16 protein-coding genes are annotated in these 14,579 nt (G+C 45.8%); 13 read left to right on the top strand and 3 right to left on the bottom strand.

Annotated features, from left to right (window positions below):
* Positions 1 to 142: 142 nt before the first annotated feature.
* Genes NB463_RS23115 through NB463_RS23125 form a run of 3 tightly spaced genes read right to left on the bottom strand, consistent with a single transcriptional unit; the run spans position 143 to position 2,888 of the window.
* Positions 143 to 1,387, bottom strand: coding sequence for an NAD(P)/FAD-dependent oxidoreductase (locus tag NB463_RS23115; protein WP_145532328.1), 1,245 nt, complete (start codon positions 1,385 to 1,387; stop codon positions 143 to 145).
* Positions 1,388 to 1,394: 7 nt separating this feature from the next.
* On the bottom strand, positions 1,395 to 2,462 hold the full coding sequence (locus tag NB463_RS23120; RefSeq protein WP_053807120.1) for a methyltransferase: 1,068 nt from the start codon (positions 2,460 to 2,462) through the stop codon (positions 1,395 to 1,397).
* A 27-nt stretch (positions 2,463 to 2,489) separates the two neighbouring features.
* Positions 2,490 to 2,888, bottom strand: coding sequence for a hypothetical protein (locus NB463_RS23125; protein WP_005390458.1), 399 nt, complete (start codon positions 2,886 to 2,888; stop codon positions 2,490 to 2,492).
* 77 nt (positions 2,889 to 2,965) lie between these two features.
* Between NB463_RS23125 and NB463_RS23130 the strand changes: the two genes are divergently transcribed.
* From NB463_RS23130 to NB463_RS23190, 13 genes are read left to right on the top strand one after another with little or no spacing between them, the layout of a single operon-like run.
* Positions 2,966 to 3,694 (top strand): beta-ketoacyl synthase chain length factor, encoded by a 729-nt coding sequence (locus NB463_RS23130; protein ID WP_258431619.1) that lies wholly within the window; start codon positions 2,966 to 2,968, stop codon positions 3,692 to 3,694.
* A complete protein-coding gene (locus NB463_RS23135; RefSeq protein ID WP_053307503.1) occupies positions 3,691 to 4,458 on the top strand; it encodes a lysophospholipid acyltransferase family protein in 768 nt (255 codons plus the stop codon). Before NB463_RS23130 ends, NB463_RS23135 begins: the two co-directional genes overlap by 4 nt.
* Positions 4,459 to 4,471: 13 nt before the next feature.
* Positions 4,472 to 4,732 (top strand): phosphopantetheine-binding protein, encoded by a 261-nt coding sequence (locus NB463_RS23140; protein ID WP_005382278.1) that lies wholly within the window; start codon positions 4,472 to 4,474, stop codon positions 4,730 to 4,732.
* Between the two features lie 15 nt (positions 4,733 to 4,747).
* Positions 4,748 to 5,005: an acyl carrier protein gene (locus tag NB463_RS23145; RefSeq protein WP_005382279.1), complete on the top strand. Its 258-nt coding sequence runs from the start codon at positions 4,748 to 4,750 to the stop codon at positions 5,003 to 5,005.
* Positions 5,005 to 5,565, top strand: a complete 561-nt coding sequence (locus NB463_RS23150) for a hypothetical protein (RefSeq protein ID WP_258431620.1) — start codon at positions 5,005 to 5,007, stop codon at positions 5,563 to 5,565. The genes NB463_RS23145 and NB463_RS23150 overlap by 1 nt, the downstream gene beginning before the upstream one ends.
* Before the next feature lie 4 nt (positions 5,566 to 5,569).
* Positions 5,570 to 6,970, top strand: coding sequence for an AMP-binding protein (locus tag NB463_RS23155; RefSeq protein ID WP_258431622.1), 1,401 nt, complete (start codon positions 5,570 to 5,572; stop codon positions 6,968 to 6,970).
* A gap of 10 nt (positions 6,971 to 6,980) precedes the next feature.
* The gene (locus tag NB463_RS23160) at positions 6,981 to 7,349 is read left to right on the top strand and encodes an ApeI family dehydratase (RefSeq protein ID WP_258431626.1); all 369 of its coding nucleotides are present in this window, start codon (positions 6,981 to 6,983) and stop codon (positions 7,347 to 7,349) included.
* Positions 7,342 to 9,048 carry a glycosyltransferase family 2 protein gene (locus tag NB463_RS23165; protein ID WP_258431627.1) on the top strand — a complete coding sequence of 569 codons (1,707 nt, stop codon included), beginning with the start codon at positions 7,342 to 7,344 and terminating at the stop codon, positions 9,046 to 9,048. The genes NB463_RS23160 and NB463_RS23165 overlap by 8 nt, the downstream gene beginning before the upstream one ends.
* Entirely contained in the window at positions 9,032 to 10,585 is a 1,554-nt protein-coding gene (locus NB463_RS23170; protein ID WP_258431628.1) for an HAL/PAL/TAL family ammonia-lyase, read from the top strand. The genes NB463_RS23165 and NB463_RS23170 overlap by 17 nt, the downstream gene beginning before the upstream one ends.
* Entirely contained in the window at positions 10,585 to 11,031 is a 447-nt protein-coding gene (locus NB463_RS23175) for an acyl-CoA thioesterase (protein WP_258431629.1), read from the top strand. The genes NB463_RS23170 and NB463_RS23175 overlap by 1 nt, the downstream gene beginning before the upstream one ends.
* Positions 11,031 to 11,651 (top strand): LolA family protein, encoded by a 621-nt coding sequence (locus tag NB463_RS23180; RefSeq protein WP_104969186.1) that lies wholly within the window; start codon positions 11,031 to 11,033, stop codon positions 11,649 to 11,651. Before NB463_RS23175 ends, NB463_RS23180 begins: the two co-directional genes overlap by 1 nt.
* Entirely contained in the window at positions 11,623 to 13,965 is a 2,343-nt protein-coding gene (locus NB463_RS23185) for an MMPL family transporter (protein ID WP_258431630.1), read from the top strand. Before NB463_RS23180 ends, NB463_RS23185 begins: the two co-directional genes overlap by 29 nt.
* Positions 13,962 to 14,573 carry a DUF3261 domain-containing protein gene (locus NB463_RS23190; RefSeq protein ID WP_047724393.1) on the top strand — a complete coding sequence of 204 codons (612 nt, stop codon included), beginning with the start codon at positions 13,962 to 13,964 and terminating at the stop codon, positions 14,571 to 14,573. Before NB463_RS23185 ends, NB463_RS23190 begins: the two co-directional genes overlap by 4 nt.
* The last annotated feature ends 6 nt before the right edge of the window (positions 14,574 to 14,579 follow it).

Genomic DNA, 14,579 nt, shown 5'->3' on the forward strand with positions numbered 1-14,579 from the left:
ATACACCTCGAAACAAGTGGTCAAGATGTCTCCAGTAAGCTCGAAGTACAAATAAAAAGGTATTGTCGAGAATAAAAAAGGTCTTACCAATTTCTCGGTAAGACCTAGGTTTACGCATCCTCAGCTAAGAGAATTTATACTCTTACAGTTCCGCTTCTCGAACCAGCTCAGCGAGCGTCGACAAACGTTGTTCGCTTTGTTTTACGTAAGGGTTGTTTGTATCCCAAGCGTACCCAGCCAAAATCGCGCTAATCATCTGCTTAATACGTGGATTCGGGTTTTGGTAGAAAATCACATCTTGCAATGTGCCGTTGTACCACCCCTCCACATAAGTACGGAATGTGTTCACCCCCACCATCAAGCGTTCCGAATACTCTTCTTGCCAGTCAACCACTTCACCATTTAATTGACGAACCACGCAATCGGCCGCAAATTCCGCCGACTTCATGGCAATGGTGACACCAGATGAAAACACAGGATCAAGAAACTCGCCGGCATTACCAAGCAGTGCGTAGTTTTCAGTCGCTAAGCGTTTGACGTTCGCTGAATAGCCACCCAACTCGCCTGCTGGATTTGGGTAATTCGCATTTCGCAACAAAGAAGCCAACCCCGGCTCTTCATTCGCCAACTGCTGCAAAGCTGCAAGCTTATCCTCTGGGTATCGCTCAAAAAACTCAGGCTCACCCACCACACCAAACGAACATGTACCATTCGAGAATGGAATTAGCCAGTACCACACATCGTGATTTTCAGGATGCACGGAAATCAGAATTTTATTACGATCGTACTCTGGCTCTTGTGGAGAGATACGATCTTCAATGTGAGTAAATATCGCTTTTCTTGGAGGAAGACAAGAAGGCTCTTCAAGATCCAACAAGCGTGGCAAAACACGGCCAAAACCACTCGCATCCAAAACAAAATCAGCTTCGATTTGATAGGTCTGTTTATTCGGCCCAACAACTTCTAAGCGCGATTTTTTGCCTTCAAACGCCAAGCTAACTAGCTCATGTTGATAACGAATATCGACGCCCTGCTCTGCGGCACTGTCGGCGAGCACTTTATCAAAACTGGCACGTTGCACCTGAAACGTCGTACCCGGCCCTGGGGTATATTTGTCCGTAAAATCGAACTGGGTGTAAACACCATTGCGACGAAATGCAGCGCCATCTTTATATTGGAAGCCAAACTGCTTTACCGCATTGGTCATTCCGGCTTGCTCGACAACTTCCATACATGCAGGAAGCAGGCTTTCTCCGATAGAGAAACGTGGAAAGGTGGCTTTTTCTATGACAACGACATCTATGCCACGCGATTTTAATAACGCAGAAACGGTGGAGCCAGATGGGCCCGCTCCTACGACGACAACTTGCTTGAGCTCTGTTTTCATTCTGAATTTAGTTTGCTTGTAGTTTTAATAAGGTGTGACCAAGGCCAATGTTGTCGGTTCTTTCGACGACAGATAAACCTGCCGCTTCGACAATTTCTAAGAAATCATCACTGCGATAAAAACGACTATTGCCGTTGGCTAAACAGGTAAAGTAGAGAGAGGTTGCATTAAGACTATAGGAAGCACCCGCGTATTTTTGGGCATCCCAAAATAGCTCCAATACGTAAATAGTATCTCCCTTCGTTAACTGGGCTTTGACTTTTTTAAGGATATTTAGGATCTCAATTGGGGAAAAGCAATCCAAGAACTGGCTCATCCACCATACGTCAGCATGCTCAGGCAATGTTTGTGCTTTATCAAGCATGTTAGCAGGGTATGAACGTACACGCTCGGCGAACTGGTTTTCTGAGACATTTGACATCGCCACTTCTAGTTGCTGCGGCAAATCGACAATAGTAACTTCAACATCTGGATCATGCTTACAACACTGAATAGCCCATTTCCCGGTATTTCCGCCAATATCCACGAGGTGCTTTGGCTTGCTTGCAAACACTTCTTTGAGCAGTAATGGAAACGAGCGATCCGAATAGAAGTGATCGAACTTAAACCAACTCTGTTTGGCTTGGTCTGGCAGCGTCGACAGACCTTGATAAATCGTCTCCCAATTGCCCAACTCTTTCAAACCTGAAGGCTTACCTTCTTGAATCGCTTCCGTCAGATGCATCATCGCGGCGTAACAGACATCAGCCGTAAAATCCATGTTTGCGTTCGTCATACCATCGTGAAGAAGGTAAAAACCAAGGTTCGCAAGCGAATAGTTAGGTCTTTCCCATAAAACAATATGTGCGCTAATCGCCATATCCAACAATACTTTGACACCATATTCTGACACGCCCGTTTTCTCGGCAATGTCCGTGGCACTCATGCCTTGTGAACCGGCGCTGTCTAGCGCGGCTAAAATACCTAAATCTCGGAGCGTTCTGGCGGTCTGGAACACGATTGGTGCAAAAGATAACTTCTGAGCTTCTGTTTTTGCTTCAAAAGCATTAAAAGGGTCATTATTTTGATTTAACACGGAAAAACCTAACTGCAATTAATATTTTTATTGTTTAGACTGAGAGCCTAACAATGCAATAGCTCGTTGAATATCAACATTCAAGTTGTTTATCCAACGATTGTAATTGCGATGGATTTTGCCATCACTGGCTTTTAGATTTACTGAGTTGAGATAAATAATTGAGTAATATTTGTTGTTATATGGAATTTTTACTTCTGCAAAGTGTTTACGAACGTGAATTTTTGCAATAAGAACGCCTGGGCTTACTTCTTCAATCGTCCAACCTCGGTTGGTTGCCGATTGCACAATGGCCATTTTTACTTGTTTATTTTGAAGATCATAAGCAACTGGAGTATCCTCCACATTCATTACAGGTTGTACTCGTCCACAACCGACAAGAAGCAAAGTTAATAATAACGAGACATAAAGCTTAAAACGCGACATGATAATTTCCTTTTTTATTATGACTTTGGGTAAAACCCAATTTGTATCGAGCTGTAAAATAAACAATTTAACCCAATATGCCAAACTCGAAGATCAACATTTCGTTCAATATTGATGCGTGGACTGCGAATTCATTCGGTTTATCCGAATCCAATGAATGGAAACAATGGGCAACAGAGATAACATGGCCAGAAGATGGCAAAATCAATGTTGCGGATATTCCTGCGATGATGCGCAGAAGAATGAGTCCACTTAGCAAACTGGCAGTGCAAACGGCAATCGAATTACTTAATCAAGATCAGGTTGATTACCTCGTATTTTCGAGTCGTCATGGCGAATTGCATCGCAGTGTTGCGTTAGTTAAAGATATTATTAACGGTGAAGAAGCGTCTCCGATGGCTTTTTCTCAGTCAGTGCACAATACCGCCGCAGGGCTTGCCACTATCGCAACTAAACAACCCATTCCCCTAACTTCTATCGCTGCGGCAGAAAACACATTCCAAAGCGCAATATTAGAAGCATGGCTGTTTTTGTCCGACAATCCTGACAAAAAAGTACTGCTTGTTGATTTTGATGAGCCTATGCCTGACTCTTATTTAGAATATGAAAACCAACAATACCAAGGGTTTGGACTTGGCTTAATACTTTCTCATGGAGACAATTTCGCGATACAAAGCTCCATAAACGCAGAATGTTCCGGTCATCCTCTTCCTCAAGGTTTAGTATTTTTGCAACAATACTTGTTAGATAAAAGCCAGTGGACTATTTTCGCTCCGCATCAAGCTTGGGAATGGCACAAAAAATGATTCGCTTAAATCAGTATTGGCGTGTGCTAGCAACAGGCTTTTGTTTTTCAGTATTTGGGTTAGGTGGTTTAGTACTGAGCTTCATTGTTATTCCGACCATTCGTATTTTTGTTTCAGACCAAACGGAACGCGAATATAAAGTTCAAGGTGCGATTCGATATTCATTCAACACATTTTGTAAATTGATGAAGTTGAGTGGCGCAATCGATTATCAAATTATTGGCGCCGATATTCTTCAACAAGATCGTAATTGTTTAATTGTTGCCAACCACCCTAGTTTAATCGATTACGTTCTCATTGCTTCACAATTAAATCGCTGCGACTGTTTAGTAAAATCGGCAATATGGTCGAATCCTTTTATGAAGCACATCGTAAAAGCAGCCGGATATATTCCCAATGAAGCACCGGATGATTTATTAGCACTTTGTGATGAACGATTTAACAAAGGCAACGTGTTGCTTATATTTCCTGAAGGAACAAGAACAACACCAGGTGTAGAGCCGAAATTACAACGCGGTGCAGCACAAATTGCGGTAAGAACAGAACGAGATTTAAGAGTTGTCCATATTACGGTAACGCCAAGTTTCCTCACAAAAGAGAAAAAATGGTATCAAGTACCGGCAACAAAGCCCTTTTTCAGGGTTGAAGTTAAGGATAAAGTTGAGATTACCCCCTTTATAAAGCAAACTACGTCGCCGACAATAGCGGCGCGACGCTTACAACAGCACCTAGCTGAAAACATTTTTCCAGAAAACTTTTATTAATAAGCAGGTCCCAGTGGAACAGTTACACAACGACATTAAGCAACTTATTATTGATGCTTTAAACCTTGAAGATTTAACCGTAGATGATATTGAAACGGATGCACCACTTTTTGGTGATGGACTTGGCTTAGATTCTATCGACGCGCTTGAGCTTGGACTCGCAATAAAAAAACAATACAACATCGTTATTGATGCCGACGACTCAAATACGCGCGAACACTTTGCGTCTGTAGCAAATCTAGCGAAATACGTTTCTTCTCAAACTAATGAATAAGTTGTAGGTATATTCATGACTGATGTAAATAAAGATCAAGTATTTGAACAAGTTAAAGATGCGCTTGTTGAGCTGTTCGAAATTGACGCAGCCGACATTCAATCAGATGCGCACTTATACCAAGATCTCGATCTTGATAGCATTGACGCCGTTGATTTGGTCGTACACCTACAGAATGTCACTGGCAAAAAAATCAAGCCAGCAGAGTTTAGTGCAGTAAGAACCGTTGACGATGTGGTTAACGCTGTTACTGAGTTATTGAAGGAAAGTTAATGCGCCAATTGCTGACTGGTCTGTCTGCAATTGTACTGTTTGCCTACCCCTTCGCCGTCTATTTCGGTATAGATAAATTTGGCTTGAACTTAGTTGGGGGCTTGTTAATTGCTGCGTTACTTTTGCGTATTTTCGTCGCAAATAAGACCCCACTAAAAGAGTTTAAGTTCTTGGCGCTCGTTACGGGCGCTGTTGGCATTGTCCTAATTACGCTTGGCATGGTGTTTAAACAACATGGGTGGCTCCAGTTTTACCCTGTCGTTGTCAATGTATGTATGCTGTGTGTATTTGGACTGAGCTTAAAACAGCCGCAATCGATCATAGAGAGGCTTGCTCGCTTGCAAGAACCCGACCTTCCGGCTAGTGGCGTGGCTTACACTCGCAAAGTGACGATGGTTTGGTGCGCCTTTTTTACGCTCAACGCTGCCGTTGCACTCTATACCTGTTTCCTACCAGTAAAAATATGGACGCTTTATAACGGCCTCATCAGCTACTTACTTGCTGGTGGCTTGTTCGCTGGAGAATGGATCGTGCGTCAATTTGTTCGAAAGGAACACTAATCGTATGAATACAACGTATTCGAGCTTTACCTCCCTAGCGACCTTGTTCATCGCAGAGAGGTCTGAGCAATCCCCAGTCTCTTACGATCGCGACACGGTTATCACGTGGGGTGATTTCCAGCAGCACGTCGCAACACTTGCTCAGCAGTTAGAAACCCAACCAACGCAAAACATTGCGTTGTGTTTTGGCAACAGCTACCTGTTTGCCGTTGGCTTTTTTGCTTGTTGTTATGCAGGAAAATCCATTGTATTACCTGGTAATTACCAACCAGAAGCACTCAAAGAGCTCAGTGAGCACTACGATTTGTTGCTGCATGATGCCGATGTCTCGGCTCCAGAACTCGTGAGCTCGCTTTTGATCGAAGCTCAATCATTGCTAGAAACCACCGTGATTAGCGAGCCAGAGGCCAAACAACCTTATTTTTGGCGTGAATTAAACCTGGCGGAAATACCAGTAACGCTATTTACTTCGGGTTCAAGCGGCACACCAAAAGCCATTGCAAAAACGCTGAAACAGCTCGATATCGAAGTTGCTATTCTAGATAACCTGTGGGGCGACACGGTTGCCAGCACACGCGTTGAAAGCACCGTTTCTCATCAACACATTTATGGCTTGCTGTTCCGCGTATTGTGGCCTTTGTGCTCTGCACGTCCATTTTCAGCACACAACCTTGAGTTCCCAGAGCAAATTGTCCATCACGCTGATGCTGACACCACGCTAGTAAGCAGCCCTGCGTTACTAAAACGACTCAGTGAAGAGCATAATCCGGTTGCAATTCGGTGCGTATTCTCTTCTGGAGGCCCCTTGCCAAACCAAGCCGCGCAACACAGCCAGCTGTTGTTTGGGTCACTTCCTATTGAAGTTTTTGGCAGCACAGAAACCGGCGGCATCGCTTACCGTCAGCAGCATGTAGCCAGCACTCCTTGGACGTTATTCCCAGGTGTTGAAGCCGAGCTTAACCATGAAAATTGTTTAAAGCTCCGCTCGCCACACATTGATGAAAACACTTGGTACCAAACTGCGGATGAATGCTATTTCCATGATAGTATTTCTTTTGAATTGCGTGGACGCACTGACCGAATCGTCAAAGTCGAAGAAAAGCGTATTTCCCTTGTCGAAGTGGAAAAACGTTTAGAGCAATTGCCGTGGGTTCAAGAAAGCGTGGTGATCCCAATGGAAGAATCTGGTCGCCTCACGTTAGTCTCGATCATCGTACTTAACGATAAAGGCAGCGATGTGCTTAATGAACTTGGTAAAGGCAAGTTTTGGCTTGAGCTTCGCAAGGCACTGCGCAATTGGCTAGAGCCGATCGCTATCCCGAGAAAATTCCGAGTGGTCGACGAAATTCCATTGAACAGCCAAGGCAAACGCCAAGTTGCTGAAATTGAAAAATTATTCCAATAAAGCTAGTAACATGGAAAAAAGAAAACCAACTATTCAGAATATTGATGTGAGTGACCACACCGCGGAGCTGTCGCTGCGTGTGGATGCTGACATCTTAGATTTCCAAGGTCATTTCAGTCACTTCCCTCTTTTACCCGGCGTCACTCAAATTGACTGGGCGTTGTTCTACGCCGTTCAATATTTGAATACTCCCAAGGTATTTAAAGGAATGGAAGTCATCAAATTTCAAGAGCCGATTCTGCCAAACACCGACGTTTGTCTCTCACTCTCTTGGGACAATGAGCGTGAGAAATTGACCTTTAAGTATACATCGAAAAGCGGTGAAACCTTGGTGACTCACTCGTCAGGAAAAATGAAACTGGGTGAGTCACGTGAGTGATTACCGTCCCTGTTTTTTAATTCCTTGCTACAACCACGGCAGCACAATTGCAGACGTGGTTGCGTCGTTATCCTCTTTTGCTTTGCCAGTGCTGGTCGTGGACGACGGCAGCAATGAAGACACCAAACAAGCGCTTTCAGCGTTGAGTGAGCAAGGGCTGATAAAACTGATTAGTTTGAGTGAAAACCAAGGCAAAGGTGGCGCGGTGATGGCTGGCCTACATCAAGCTCACCAACTTGGTTTTACGCACACCATTCAAATCGACGCAGACGGTCAACACGACCTAGAAGCATTGCCGAAGTTGCTCAGCGCCAGCAAAACAAAACCAGATAACCTGATTTCGGGCCAACCGATATACGACGAGAGCGTACCTAAATCCCGTTTGTATGGTCGCTACGCTACGCACGTTTGGGTGTGGATAGAAACCTTGTCACTGTCTATCAAAGACAGCATGTGCGGCTTCCGCGCCTACCCAGTGGCGAAAACGGTCGCCGTGTTGAACAAGGACAACATCGGCAAACGCATGGATTTTGATATCGAAATTCTGGTGCGAATGTACTGGGAAGGCGTCGATATTGATTTTGTTCCAACGCGCGTGATCTACCCTGAAGGTGGCATTTCCCACTTCGACGCATTGTGGGATAACGTCAAGATAACCTGGATGCACACTCGCCTATTTTTTGGCATGTTGCCGCGCATTCCTTCGCTACTCGCCAGAAAGCGCCGTCACACAGACGACAGTAATGCCCACTGGTCGAAACGAAAAGAACAAGGCACGATTTTAGGCATCAAAACCTTACTCGCGGTATACCGCTTGTTCGGCAGAAAAGCGTTCGACCTGATTTTGAAGTTAGTCATGCGCTACTACCACTTCACGGGTAAATCTGCCCGTGAAGCGTCTGAGATTTACCTGAACAACTTACAGCACTACGCAACGCAGCAGAACATCCCACTGCCAAAACAGTTGGACAGCTATCATCATCTGCTTTCTTTTGGGCGTACCATGCTCGACAAACTGGCAGCATGGCAAGGTGACTTTAATGTCGACAGCCTAACCATTCACGGCCAACATCATTTCGAAGAGATGGCGCAGAAAAAACAAGGCGTGCTCATTTTAGGCTCGCACCTTGGCAATATCGAACTCTGCCGCGCGCTTGGTCGTCGACACTCTCATGTCAAAATCAATGCCTTGGTATTTACCCAACACGCTGAACAATTTAATGCGGTAATGAAGGCGGTAAACCCAAATTCGGAACTGAATATGATTCAAGTCAGCTCAATGGGACCAGACACCGCGATTCTGCTTCAACAAAAAATCGAGCAAGGCGAATGGGTAGTGATCGTTGGCGATCGCACTTCCACCAGCAAAGAAAATCGTGTCGTTTGGGCAGATTTTCTTGGTAAACCTGCACCATTCCCGCAAGGCCCATTCATGCTGGCCTCGGTATTAAAAGCGCCGGTTTACCTACTCTTCGGCCTACGCGACGACGAAGCAAACACTCCGCATTTTAATGTGTACTTTGAACACTTTAGTGACCAAATCACGCTACCGCGCAAGGAGCGTCAGCAGGCACTAGAACACGTTGTTCAACAGTACGCACAAAGATTAGAACACCACACACTGCAAGCGCCGTTACAGTGGTACAACTTTTTTAACTTCTGGACTTTAAGTAATCAGCCACATGACAAACAACAATAATCACAACATCACTTTTGGTGCCCAATCTTTAACCATCGAAGATGTCGTTGCCATTGCTCACGGTGCAAAGGCAAACATGAACACCTCGCCAGAATTTACCGCGAAAATTGATCGTGGCGTGGCGTTTCTGGAACGATTACTGAAAGAAGAAGGCGTTATTTACGGCGTGACTACGGGTTACGGCGATTCATGTACTGTGGCGATTCCACCCGCTCTTGTGGATGAACTTCCGTTGCACCTTACGCGCTTCCATGGCTGTGGCTTAGGTCAAATCCTTTCTCATGAGCAAGCTCGCGCGGTGCTGGCAACCCGTTTATGTTCATTGTCGCAAGGCGTATCTGGCGTGTCTCACGATCTGTTGAACCAAATCGTTACGCTTATCAATCACGATATTGCGCCGCGTATTCCACAAGAAGGCTCGGTGGGCGCAAGCGGCGATTTAACGCCTCTGTCTTACCTAGCGGCGACCTTAATTGGCGAGCGTGAAGTGCTTTACAAAGGCGATGTGCGACCAACACAAGAAGTATTTGCAGAGCTGGACATTGAGCCAATTCGCCTAAAACCAAAAGAAGGTTTGGCGTTAATGAACGGTACATCCGTGATGACTGCCCTCGCCTGTCTTGCCTACAAACGCGCAGAATACCTAGCTCAGCTATGCACCAAGATTACTGCGATGGTCTCTGTGGGTATGCAAGGTAATGACTTCCACTTTGATGAAGCGTTGTTTGCGGTAAAACCTCACCCTGGTCAACAGCAAGTTGCGGCTTGGCTGCGTGATGATCTCAATGCTGAGCGTCCGCCACGCAATAGCGACCGACTGCAAGATCGCTACTCGCTGCGTTGTGCGCCACACGTAATTGGCATGGTGCAAGACTCACTGCCTTGGCTACGTCAGTTGATTGAGAATGAACTAAATAGTGCCAACGACAATCCAATCATCGATGGCGACAACGAGCGCGTTCTGCACGGCGGTCACTTCTACGGTGGTCATATCGCAATGGCGATGGATACGTTGAAAGCGAACATTGCCAACTTAGCTGATTTGCTGGACCGTCAGATGGCGCAACTGATGGATTACAAGTTCAATAACGGCCTACCGTTTAACTTAACTGGTGCAGAAGGCGAGCGAAAACCGATCAACCACGGCTTTAAAGCGGTTCAGATTGGTATCTCAGCTTGGACGGCAGAAGCGTTGAAAAACACCATGCCAGCGAGCGTTTTTTCTCGCTCAACCGAATGTCACAACCAAGACAAAGTGAGCATGGGTACCATCGCGGCTCGTGATTGCTTACGCGTACTTGAGTTAACAGAGCAAGTTGCTGCGGCTTCTCTCCTAGCAAGCGTTCAAGCGGTTGAGATTCGTCGCCGTCATAACGAATTGGACGAACACCACATGAGTCAGAGTTTGCGAGTAATTCGTGACGCCGTACTGAGCGAGTTTGAATTTGTGATTGAAGATCGCCCATTGGAACAAGATTTGCGTCATTTCATTGAACGCATTCAGCAACGTCATTGGCCACTCTACGCGGAGGTATAATGCAAGAGCAGGTTCTCTACCCGTTAGAAGTAGAGGTGACAATGGTCACCTCATTCCAAGATGCTGACCCGATGGGCGTGATTTATCACGGCAACTTCTTTCGATATTTTGAAGAAGCACGTCGTGTGCTGATGGAGAAGCTCCAATACAACTATCGCGATATGCAAGACTCTGGGTACATGTGGCCGATCATCGACACGCGCGTTAAATACGTGAAGGCGATTCCGTTTAATCACACCATTCGCATTACCGCGCAACTCACTGAGTGGGAAAACCGCTTACGTGTGGATTACGTGATTTACGACGCCGAAACGAATCAACGTATGTGCAAAGCGTATACAACGCAAGTCGCCGTATCCATTGAAAAGCAAGAGATGTGCTTTGTTTCTCCAGCTGTTTTTTTAGATAAAGTAGAGCAATGGCACAACCATGGGAGCCTGAACTAATGCAAAAGTGGTTACTCTCTTTTTTGCTGATATTTTCTGTTCCAGCACTGGCCACACCGACTGCAAACGTAACGGATTTGGCATCGCTTCAGCAGCAGTTGTCTCAGCATGAAATCGTACGCGGAGATTTTACGCAGCAGCGTCATCTGGAAATGTTCAGTCAACCTCTAACCTCTAAAGGTCAGTTCACACTGAGCAAAACACATGGCTTGTTGTGGCAACAAACAGAACCTTTCGCAGTCAATTTGGTATTGACGGAAAACAAACTTCGTCAGACTTTTGCCGACCAAGCACCGAAAACGATCTCTGCACAAGAAAACCCAATGGCGTTCTACTTTAGCCATGTGTTTTTATCCGTGTTCCACGGGGATACTTCTGCACTGCAAGAACAATTCACACTCGATTTTTCAGTTGAGAACAATCAGTGGCAGCTCATTTTAGAGCCAAAACAGTCGCCATTAAATGCGGTGTTTAAAGCCATCACCCTTTCAGGTAAAACGCACATTGATCGCCTAACCCTACAAGAGTTGCGTGGCGATAAAACCGAAATCACGTTTACGAACCAGACCTCTCTACCTCAGGAACTCACGGATGCCGAAGTCGCTCAATTCCGTTTCTAAACTCAGTCTCGGCACTCACACCTTTGCTCTGGTTTGGCTCAATCTCGTTGTTTTAGCGGGCGCGTTGCTACTCAAACAATGGGTTTGGAGTGCAGAGTCTCCGATTGAGACCAACATTTTAAAACTGCTGCCTAAGAACCAACAAAACCCGGTGGCTGAGCAAGCCTTTGAGTCGGTCTCGGCAAGTATGAGCGACAAAGTCATTTTCGTGATCACAGCGCCGGACAAAAATGCCCTTTTTGCAGCGGCCGCTGAATTTGATAAGGGGTTACGACAAAGTAATCATTTTCGCGATGTGGTGGGAAAAATCTCACCTCAAGAGCAGCAAGCTTGGGCAAGTTACTACTTTAAGCACCGTTTCCAATTGCTGACGCCTGAGCAACGAGAGCGTTTAAGCAAAAATCCAGAACAGCAAGTGCAGCATGTGATTCAGTCTCTGTACAACCCGTTTTCTGGAGTGACTGGGCAAGAGTTACAAAATGATCCTTTCTTGCTATTTCGTGATTATTTAAGCCAAGTTACCCAGCAATCGTCCTCTTTCCGATTGGATAATGGCTATCTATCCGTCGAAAAAGACGGTGCTCAATACTTGCTTATTACTGCTGAGCTTAAAGACTCGCCTTATAGCCTAACTGGGCAGCTTGCCGTCCCTGACATTCAAGCGCTAGAACAAAGCGTCGTGCAGAAATATGGCGCTGAAGTGGCACATACTGGCGTTCTATTTTACGCCGACTTTGGTACGCAAAGCGCCAAATCGGAGATCAGTACCATCGGTGTGTTCTCTCTGCTCGGTATCATTGCATTATTCGTGTTGGTCTTTCGTAGTGTGATGCCACTGTCTCTGGCACTGCTTTCCATCACCATTGGTTTGCTCGTTGCGTTGTCCGTTACGACGTGGATTTTTGGAAAAGTCCATCTGTTCAGCTTAGTGTTTGGCGCAAGTTTAATCGGCGTGTCTATCGACTACGCATTCCACTACCTAACCGAACGTCTTGCGGCGGGAAATGAATGGGATAGCGAACAAGGGTTAAAGCATATTTTCATAGCTATCACACTTGGCTTAATCACCAGTTTGATCGGCTATTTGGGCATGTTAGTTGCGCCGTTTCCTGGTTTGCAGCAGCTTGCGCTGTTTTCATCCATTGGTCTGATTGCCGCTTACATCACCGTGGTGGCTTGGTATCCGATACTGGCTCGTAACCCATCGCGATCCATTTCGACATTACCGGGACAATCACTGTTGGCGAAATGGTTAACGCTTTGGAATCAACCTCGAATTAAAGTCGGATTGCCGATGTTATGTGTGGTTGCGAGTGGCTTTTTCTTGCTGCAATTGAACTACGATGACGACATTCGTCTGCTGCAAACGATGCCGAACGATCTCAAGCAGCAAGAAACCTTGATTACGACGCTCAGTGGCATGCAATCTTCGCAGCAAATGTTGGTCGTTACCGCCGACGATGACGAAAACCTAATGAAAAAGCTGGAGTCTTTGACGCCAACATTAGAAGCGTGGAAAGCGGACAGCACCATCGAAAGCTACCAGAGTCTGAGTCGCTACTTGAGCTCGGTGGAGCGTCAGCAACAAGACTATCAATTGATTCGCGATCTTTACGCGACACAATCCAGCCCACTAGCTTCCGGACTGAGCTTAAGTAAAAAGCCTAAAATGGACGCCGACTTTATCCTTGTCACGGTTGATCAGTACTTGCAAAACCCAGTATCAGCGCCTGTGCGTTTTCTCCATTTGCGTAAGATCAAAGGAAAATCTGCAACGGTAGTGGTGTTAAACCAATTGCAAGACTCCGCCGTTGTTAAGGCATTTGCCAAATCGCAGTCTGATGTTGTTTACCTAAACAAAGCAGAAGAAATTTCCGCCCTATTTGGTGAATACCGAATCAAAATCATGGAGCTGTTGGCAGCCGCCAGTACTGTGATCTTTCTGGTGTTAATCAAGCGGTACGGTCTGCAACACAGTTGGCGAGTTTTACTGCCATCATTGATTGCTTGCGCCTGCGGTCTGGCAACGGCTGTCGCGATGGGAACAACATTAAACCTGTTCAACTTGCTTGGCTTGGTGCTCATTCTTGGTATAGGGATCGATTACACTCTGTTCTTTGCCGAGAAAGCCCGCAGTGTGAGCACACTATTGGCGATCACCCTTTCGGCAATCACCACAGTGTTGTCATTTGGGTTGCTGTCACTCAGCCAAACTCACGCAATTCACAGTTTCGGCATTACGGTGTTAAGTGGTATTTTTGTCGCTTGGCTGCTCTCTCCGATTGCAATTAAAACAGAGGAAACGACGTCATGATTTTCAATCACGCCTTTCGCTGCGCGACGTTATTCGCACTGAGCCTGTTTTTAAGTGCATGCAGCTTGGTCCCTCACCAATCGACGCCTCAGGTCGACATTGACGAGCACACCCAAGTTAGCTTACCCACTCCCGCAAGCTTGGGCTACCAGTTGTCTGCCAGTCAGTTGATTACGGCTTCTTGGGCAATAGATGGTAAAACCACATCTGAGCAACTTCCGGTACAACTGCAAGTAACCAACAACGAAGTGGTGCTAGCAGGCTTCTCATCCTGGGGGACAAGAGTACTGTCATTGTCTTACGATGGAGAACAAATCCAAACCGAAGTACTCAACGGTTTACAAGGTTCGCTACCGCAGCCAGAACAGGTATTATTTAACCTGATGATCACGCTCTGGCCGAGTTCCGCTTGGGAAGGATCGTTAAATGAGGTAAGGTGGCGAATTATTGATAAAAATAATTCTCGCGCCATCTTTGATAGCGACGGTGAAAAGATCATTGAGATTCAATACAGCTCTTCGAACAAGTTAGAGGGTGAGATTGATTTTCATCACCTCAAACATCAGTTTTCAATTTCTATTCAAACACTGCAACATCAGATTAATTAAGAACAA

This window comes from Vibrio sp. RM-41-2B, assembly GCF_024744415.1.
Classification (GTDB): Bacteria; Pseudomonadota; Gammaproteobacteria; order Enterobacterales; family Vibrionaceae; genus Vibrio; species Vibrio diabolicus.

Coding starts and splice junctions, on each gene's coding strand:
- NB463_RS23115 (WP_145532328.1), bottom strand. CDS start 1,387: ATGAAAACAGAGCTCAAGCAAGTTGTCGTCGTAGGAGCGGGCCCATCT.
- NB463_RS23125 (WP_005390458.1), bottom strand. CDS start 2,888: ATGTCGCGTTTTAAGCTTTATGTCTCGTTATTATTAACTTTGCTTCTT.
- NB463_RS23130 (WP_258431619.1), top strand. CDS start 2,966: ATGCCAAACTCGAAGATCAACATTTCGTTCAATATTGATGCGTGGACT.
- NB463_RS23135 (WP_053307503.1), top strand. CDS start 3,691: ATGATTCGCTTAAATCAGTATTGGCGTGTGCTAGCAACAGGCTTTTGT.
- NB463_RS23145 (WP_005382279.1), top strand. CDS start 4,748: ATGACTGATGTAAATAAAGATCAAGTATTTGAACAAGTTAAAGATGCG.
- NB463_RS23150 (WP_258431620.1), top strand. CDS start 5,005: ATGCGCCAATTGCTGACTGGTCTGTCTGCAATTGTACTGTTTGCCTAC.
- NB463_RS23155 (WP_258431622.1), top strand. CDS start 5,570: ATGAATACAACGTATTCGAGCTTTACCTCCCTAGCGACCTTGTTCATC.
- NB463_RS23160 (WP_258431626.1), top strand. CDS start 6,981: ATGGAAAAAAGAAAACCAACTATTCAGAATATTGATGTGAGTGACCAC.
- NB463_RS23170 (WP_258431628.1), top strand. CDS start 9,032: ATGACAAACAACAATAATCACAACATCACTTTTGGTGCCCAATCTTTA.
- NB463_RS23175 (WP_258431629.1), top strand. CDS start 10,585: ATGCAAGAGCAGGTTCTCTACCCGTTAGAAGTAGAGGTGACAATGGTC.
- NB463_RS23180 (WP_104969186.1), top strand. CDS start 11,031: ATGCAAAAGTGGTTACTCTCTTTTTTGCTGATATTTTCTGTTCCAGCA.
- NB463_RS23185 (WP_258431630.1), top strand. CDS start 11,623: ATGCCGAAGTCGCTCAATTCCGTTTCTAAACTCAGTCTCGGCACTCAC.
- NB463_RS23190 (WP_047724393.1), top strand. CDS start 13,962: ATGATTTTCAATCACGCCTTTCGCTGCGCGACGTTATTCGCACTGAGC.